Source organism: Deltaproteobacteria bacterium CG11_big_fil_rev_8_21_14_0_20_49_13 (assembly GCA_002796305.1).
Taxonomy (GTDB): domain Bacteria; phylum UBA10199; class UBA10199.
Map to the genome: position 1 here is coordinate 1424 of PCWZ01000075.1, position 7152 is coordinate 8575.

The following is a 7152-nucleotide window of genomic DNA, read 5'->3' on the forward strand; positions in this document are numbered from 1 at the left end:
CTGATCATCATGATGGCGATGGCGGCAAGGAAGAGAGATATAACCTTGGAACAGGCCTTCATTCCGTTGACTCCCAGGCCCTTGACGATGACCCAGCTATAGTAAAAGGCGATAAGCGATATCACTATATTCACAATGAGTGCCGACGCCACCCAGTAGACCGGATGGAGGTCGACAAGTATAAGGAGCGTGGTCAGAGCCGCTGGCCCCATCATCAAAGGGACCCCCAAAGGGACTATTCCCACCCCTTCGTACTTTTCGCTGTGCTCAAAGGGGAGGATACCCGTTACCGCTATGAATAGGAGAATAAGCCCGCCGGCGATCTTGAAATCCGATGGGGTAATGTTAAGGAAGGTAAATATCCACTTTCCTGCGAGCATGAAGATCAAAGAGATGACAAGGGCCGTCCAGCCCGCCTGCCAGATCACCTTGGTGCGGTGCTCTTTCGGCATTCCAGATGTAAGGCTTAAGTAAAGCGGGACGTTGCCAATAATATCGACCGCAACAAAGAGCGGAATGAAACATAGTAAGAAGGTGCGCATGGCCGTACTTTTAACATACAATTTAATTGCAGACCATAAAAAGTTTTGGCGCCGGCAAAAGACCCGACCTGTCTAGCTACACCTTCACGATATGCTATCACGTTAAAAAAAATCAGACTTTTGAGCCCGTTGCGCGAGTCTTGAAATAACCACAAGACGCATAACCACAAGACGGAGTCATAACCACAAGACGGAGTCAAGATTTACAGGGGTGACGAAAACGCTACAGTTTTGGGTGTGTGCGTTTTGTTCAGGTCTAACGATTTCAACATGTTAGCGGGTAATGTGTCTTGGCGCGAGAATTGCTATGCTGTTTTGCATACCGTATCTGCCCAGATACCATATCGTCTGCAACTGCTTTTCTCCCTGCATCTCGGCGCGTTATAATCAACAAATGATCAGAAAAGAGCGAGTTAGAAATAACTGCCGGCGTAGAACCGCACCCTCTCCACATTACTTATCCAAAACCACCCAATCTCCTCCAAATGAGTCCGTCTTGTGGGTTCAAATGAGTCCGTCTTGTGGGTCGCGTCTTGTGGGTTTTGGGCATGCAAGACGAGGCGACTCGACGAATCCACAAGACGGACTCACAATGAAAAGATAAAATTCAGCAGGTTGCGTATGGATATATTATTATCCGAACTTGACTCCGTCTTGTGGGTTTCCGTCTTGTGGGTTTCTGGGTTTCCGTCTTGTGGGTTTCTGAAATGCCCTCAAATCACCCACTCACTTTGGAGAAGAGCCTTTATTAAAAAATCTGCAGGAAAGTCTTTGCATACAGATACATGAACGGCGCAACGAATATCATTGCGTCCAATCTATCTAAAAATCCGCCGTGGCCGGGGATGATATTGCCTGAATCTTTCACGTGAAAATCGCGCTTGATCAAAGATTCTATCAGATCGCCAAAAGGCCCGATGAAACCTATCGCAACGCCTAAGATGATAACGTGGAGGATGGGCAGATCTTTGAACCCTATCGTTCTGACCACATAGGCGGTAAGAACGCTTCCGACAAATCCGGCAAAGAAACCTTCCATGGTTTTATTGGGGCTCGTTAGCGCCGCAAACTTATGTCTTCCGAGAAGTTTTCCGCCAAACATCGCAAAGGTGTCCGTCATGGCGGTAGCCGCCACACCCATAAAGATAAGCGCCTTGCCGTGAGGGAGCTCACGCAAAAGGGCCCAAAATGGAAGTGTTGCGCCAAGATAGAGGGCGCCAAACAGCGTTAAACCGATCCTTGATGTCACGCCCTCAAGGGTCGTCGCATGCTTCATGTATAAAAGAGAGACTATGAACATGCCCGTTACGACGACTCCTAAGAATACGTTGGTCGTTCTTAAAAAAATGAGCGTTGATGCAACGGCTATACCGAATATCCATGTCGTCTCGCGGTAGATCTGGTCCTTCGGAAGGGCTAACTTACTGAACTCGTAAAGACCGCCCATGATAACGAGAAGCACAAGACCGTTAAAGATCATCTCGGGCGAATACATAATTACCGTCGCCAAGATCAGACCCATAACAAGGGCCGAGATTATCCTTTTTGCCATTGTTCACTCGTCTTTCCGAACCTGCGTTCGCGGTTCTGGTAATCTTTTATCGCTCTTTCTAGGTCTTCCTTTGAAAAATCGGGCCAGAGCTTTTGAGTGAAGTAGAACTCGGAATAGGCTATCTGCCATAAAAGGAAATTGCTCACACGATGCTCACCGGAGGTCCTGATGAGAAGGTCCGGATCGGGGATCCCTGCGGTATCAAGAAATGGGGAAAGGGTCTCGGGTGTTATCTCCGTCACCTTGGCATCAACCGCCCTTTGAATGGCACGGCACAGCTCCATTCTGGAACCGTAGCTCAAGGCGACTATCATCGTCGTCTTGCTTAGATGGACCGTGGCCCTTTCGACATCTTTTATCACATCGCGGACCTCTTGCGGAAGGCGATCGTTATCGCCAATGGTCATGAACTTTATCTGATTATCAATTAATTTTTGTTTTTTTAGCTTTAAGAACTCGACCATGAGGCCCATTAGAGCCCTCACCTCTTCAAGAGGCCTGTCCCAGTTCTCTTCGGAAAAAGCATACAGGGTCAGAAATTTAACGCCCAGGTCGCTACAAGCGATCGTGATGTTCTCAACGGCCTCAATTCCTTTGCGATGACCTTCAACGCGCGGAAGGCCGCGGGAAACCGCCCACCTGCCGTTGCCATCCATGATTATCGCTATGTGCGCCGGGATCGGATTCATCTAAACGCAAACCACCAGCAAAGTTTCATGCCGGCAAAGCTAAGAATAAAAACCTTGTTTGCCTTGCTGGCTTGTGACCTTGCTGGCTGCCATTATATCGTCATTATCTCTTTTTCTTTGTGCGTGACCGTATCGTCTATGAGTTTGATGTGATCGTCGGTAAGCTTCTGGATCTCTTTTTCGCCCTTTTTAATATCGTCTTCCGAGGCATGCTCCGATTTTTCAAGTTTCTTGATATGTTCGTTGGCATCGCGTCTGATGTTCCTGATGGAGACCTTGGAATCTTCGCCGAGCTTCTTAATATATTTCACAAGCTCTTTCCTGCGCTCTTCATTTAGGGGCGGAATTGGAAGCTTAATGACCTTTCCGTCATGATTGGGATTTAACCCTAGGCCCGATTTTAAAATGGCCTTTTCAATCACAGAGACCATGCCGGCTTCCCATGGCTGAATGGTTATGAGCCTTGCGTCGGGAACGCCGAGGGTTGATACCTGGTTGAGAGGCACGTTCTGGCCGTAGTATTCAACACGGACATCATCTAAAATAGAGGTTGAGGCCCGTCCTGTCCGCATCTTGGAGAGTTCCATCTTGAGGGTCTCCATCGCCCTGTCCATCTTACCCTTTGCCTCGGTGATCACCTTCTGTACCATATTATCCTCCTCAACTTACCATGGTGCCGATTTTTTCGCCCTGCGCCACTTTTTTAAGGTTACCCTTGTTGAACAGATCGAATACAACAACCGGCATATTATTGTCCATGCACATGGAAATGGATGTCGCGTCCATCACCTTAAGGCCATGCTTCAACACCTCAAGGTAGGAAAGTTTGTCGAATTTAACGGCTTTGGGGTTCTTTACCGGGTCGGAGTCGTAGACGCCATCCACCTTTGTTCCCTTAAGGATAACGTCGGTGTGTATCTCCATAGCCCTTAGGGATGCCGCGGTATCTGTTGAGAAGTACGGGTTGCCTGTGCCGCCAGCGAATATAACAATGCGTCCCTTTTCAAGATGGCGCAAAGCGCGCCTGCGAATGTAAGGTTCGCCGATGCTCTGCATGGGGAAGGCCGTCATTACCCTTGTGGGGGTCCCTTGATGTTCCAAGGCGTCCTGAAGGGCGAGACTGTTAATGACCGTTGCAAGCATGCCCATATAATCGGCCGTTGAACGGTCCATATCCTTGGCGGAATCTGAAAGACCTCTAAAGATGTTGCCGCCGCCTATTACAATGGCGATCTGAACGCCAAGCGACGCCACATCTTTTATCTCTTTCGCCAGTTCCGTGACCGTCTCCGGCTTTATGCCGAAATGGTCCTCACCGCTTATTGCTTCGCCGGAAAGTTTCAGTAGAACGCGTTTATATTTCATACTCCCCCCTTCATTCATTTCTCTTGTCCCTCGACCGTTGACCCTTCTTTACGCCTTTTCTCCAACCTGGAACCTTACGACCTCTTTTATCTTGATGGCAGGGTCAAGAGCCTTGAGCATGTTGCTAACGCTCTGCTTCCCCTGAGGGTCGCGGATGAATACCTGATCTTCAAGGCATATCTCGGAAAGATATTTATTGAGCTTTCCTTCGATTATCTTTTCCAGAACCTGAGGCGGCTTCTTTTCGTTCGCCATCTGACCCTTGAACACTTCCTTCTCTCTGGCTATCGCGTCTTCGGGAACATCGCCCCTTCTTACGAACTGGGGGTTCATGGCCGCAACGTGCATCGCAACATCCTTCGCCGCCGCGTCGGTCAGTTTGTTATTGGGATCTTCGAAGAGGGCCACAACGCCGATCTTTGAACCGGCGTGTACATAATTATTCACCTTAACGCCTGCGCCCGCCTTCTTTATGGCAAACCGTCTTATGCCAAGGTTCTCGCCGATCTTCGCTATCAGCTCAGTCTGGAGATCGTTCAACTTCTTGCCGCTCATCTGGCTGGCAAGCAGGGTGTCCATGTCGGAAGGTTGTGTTGAAGCCACGTGGCTCGTGACGTTCTTGACGAAGTTCTGGAAATCGTCGGTCTTGCAGACGAAGTCGGTTTCGCAGTTCACCTCCACCATCGTGATGACATCGTTCTCTACCTTGAGACCTACAAGACCTTCGGAAGCCGAGCGCGAGGCCTTCTTTGCCGCCTTGGCAAGGCCCGCCTTGCGGAGCGAATCTATCGCCTTTTCCATATCTCCGCCCGCATCTGAAAGCGCCCGTTTGCAGTCCATCATACCGGCGCCTGTGCGTTCGCGAAGCTCTTTTACTGTTTCAGCTGAAATTGTCATATAAAATTCCGTGAATCGTCGTTCGTGAATCGTGATACGTTTTCCTTACGCTTCACGACACACGCTTCACGCTTCACGCTCAATGTTTTGTTTCCACTACCGGCGCTTTCTTCTCTCCAACCGGCTTTTCGCTCTTATGTGCATGTCCCCTGGTGCCGCCCGGGCCGCCGTGGGTTCCGTGACCTCCCTGACCTCTTCTTCCACCGCCTCTCCTGTCGCCGGGTCTCTCTGCAACGTAGGCTTTAGCCTTACCTTCGATCTTCTTCTCTCTTACGCGTCCGCCCTGCTCCCCTGCGGCAGGTGCGGGTCTGGAGGCCTCTTTTGCCGCATCTTCCCTGAGTGTCGCTTCTCTGCGTTTTAGGCCTTCTTCGCAGGCCTTGGCGACATATGAGACAAGAAGCGTGATCGAACGGATGGCGTCATCGTTTGCAGGTACCACGAAATCGATGCCGTCCGGGTCACAATTCGTGTCCGTAATGGCAACCACCGGAATATGGAGCTTCTGCGCCTCTTTTAGAGCAATATGCTCAGTTTTTGGATCGACTATAAAGACGACTCCGGGAAGCTTTGTCATGTTCTTGATGCCGCCGAGAGAATGTTCGAACTTTTCGATCTCGCGCTCCATGGAAAGAGCTTCCTTCTTTGAGAACTTGGCAAAATCGCCGGCCTCTTTGCGCTGATAGAGCGAATGCAGGCGGTCGATAGACGCCTTGATGGTCTTGAAGTTCGTAAGCATGCCGCCCAACCAGCGCTGATTGACGTAATGCTGTCCCACCCTTTCCGCGTTCTCACGGATAAGGTCCTGCGCCTGCCTCTTTGTTCCGATGAATATCACGGAATTCCCCAGAGCCACCTGATCGGCGACGAACTTAAAAGCTGCCATTGCGGCTTCCATCGTTCTGTCTAGGTTGATGATATGAACACCGCTCTTCACCGTGAAGATGAAGGGTTTCATTTTGGGGTTCCATCTGGACGTCTGGTGGCCGAAGTGGCAACCGGCCTCGAGAAGGTCTTTTACTTGGAGTTCTGACATGTACTCTCCTTTGGTTAGTTCCTCCACCCTAATATGAACCACCGGAACATCTCAAAACACCATGTCTTGCAAATTCCTGTGGCACCAAAAGGAATTATCCTGTAGGGTGTGCGAATTGGGCGCGTTGTTAACACGATAATCAGGTCAATTGCAAGTAATTTTTGGAGAAAAAAGAACATGAAAATCAAGAAGTTGCTTGTCTTTACGCTCATGGTCTATGGTCTATCGTCTATGGTCTTCGGTATCTGCAGGGCCGATGACTGGGCCGAATACCAAAAATATGGCCACAAGGGAACAAAATGGGACGAGTTCGTCAGGGCCGGATTCACCGCTTTTGATACGGGAAACCTAGGCTCCGCAGAAATGTTCCTCCAAAGGGCGATAGCTCGCGGTTGCAACGACGGTCTTGTTTATGCGAAGATAGGGACGTTCTACGAGGCCCAGACAAATTACAAAAAGGCGCTTGATTATCTGCTTAAGGCGTACAAAAAGCTCCCATCCAAATATCCAAACCTTCAATTCACAAAGGATCTCGACGAAACGGTGGGCCGCGTACTTTTTGTTTCCGGCGATAAAAAAAAAGCGGAGCGTTACCTTAAAAGGTCGCTTAAAAGCGGCGAAAAGTTTACATCTCTCTACTTTCTTGGACAGATAGCGCGGGAAGAAGGAAGATCGGAAGAGGCAATAGGCTATTATGGAAGGGCTCTTAAGGCCGAGCATCCGCAAGGAACCCCTATTACGGTGGACCTTTTGATAATGACCGACATAGGCAAGGTATATTTTGAGATGAAAAGGTTTGACGATTCTCTCTACGTATGGAAAAAGATATTGGAGATTGACCATTCCAACCAGATCGCGCGGCAATATAGCGAGCTGATAGAGAAACAAAGATACAAGGAGCAGGAGAAGAAGGTCATGGAACGGATAGTGCAGTGACCATGGTCCCTATGAGATCACTTATGGGCGCCTCTAAAAACCTGTTTGTTCTGTCATTGCGAGCCCCGAAGGGGCGCGGCAATCTCCCGCAAACACTTGATTTATGGAGATTGCTTCGGTCACTACGCTCCCTCGCAA

At 49.5% G+C, this 7152-nt stretch carries 8 protein-coding genes; 1 reads left to right on the forward strand and 7 read right to left on the reverse strand.

Annotated elements, in window-relative coordinates; translation table 11 throughout:
• The 7 genes from COV46_07200 to rpsB all read right to left on the reverse strand — a co-directional run.
• Positions 1-542 (reverse strand): hypothetical protein (locus tag COV46_07200; protein PIR16709.1); only part of this gene is annotated, 542 nt, incomplete at its 3' end.
• Between the two features lie 748 nt (positions 543-1290).
• A complete protein-coding gene (locus COV46_07205) occupies positions 1291-2094 on the reverse strand; it encodes a hypothetical protein (protein PIR16710.1) in 804 nt (267 codons plus the stop codon).
• Positions 2079-2783 carry an isoprenyl transferase gene (locus COV46_07210; GenBank protein PIR16711.1) on the reverse strand — a complete coding sequence of 235 codons (705 nt, stop codon included), beginning with the start codon at positions 2781-2783 and terminating at the stop codon, positions 2079-2081. Before COV46_07210 ends, COV46_07205 begins: the two co-directional genes overlap by 16 nt.
• Before the next feature lie 92 nt (positions 2784-2875).
• Positions 2876-3433 carry a ribosome recycling factor gene (locus COV46_07215; protein PIR16712.1) on the reverse strand — a complete coding sequence of 186 codons (558 nt, stop codon included), beginning with the start codon at positions 3431-3433 and terminating at the stop codon, positions 2876-2878.
• 10 nt (positions 3434-3443) lie between these two features.
• Positions 3444-4166, reverse strand: coding sequence for a UMP kinase (locus COV46_07220; protein PIR16713.1), 723 nt, complete (start codon positions 4164-4166; stop codon positions 3444-3446).
• 30 nt (positions 4167-4196) lie between these two features.
• Complete coding sequence (locus COV46_07225) at positions 4197-5045, reverse strand: elongation factor Ts (GenBank protein PIR16714.1); 849 nt, start codon at positions 5043-5045, stop codon at positions 4197-4199.
• Positions 5046-5124: 79 nt separating this feature from the next.
• The gene (gene rpsB / locus COV46_07230; GenBank protein PIR16715.1) at positions 5125-6078 is read right to left on the reverse strand and encodes a 30S ribosomal protein S2; all 954 of its coding nucleotides are present in this window, start codon (positions 6076-6078) and stop codon (positions 5125-5127) included.
• A 177-nt stretch (positions 6079-6255) separates the two neighbouring features.
• Between rpsB and COV46_07235 the strand changes: the two genes are divergently transcribed.
• A complete protein-coding gene (locus COV46_07235; protein ID PIR16716.1) occupies positions 6256-7014 on the forward strand; it encodes a hypothetical protein in 759 nt (252 codons plus the stop codon).
• Positions 7015-7152: the final 138 nt, after the last annotated feature.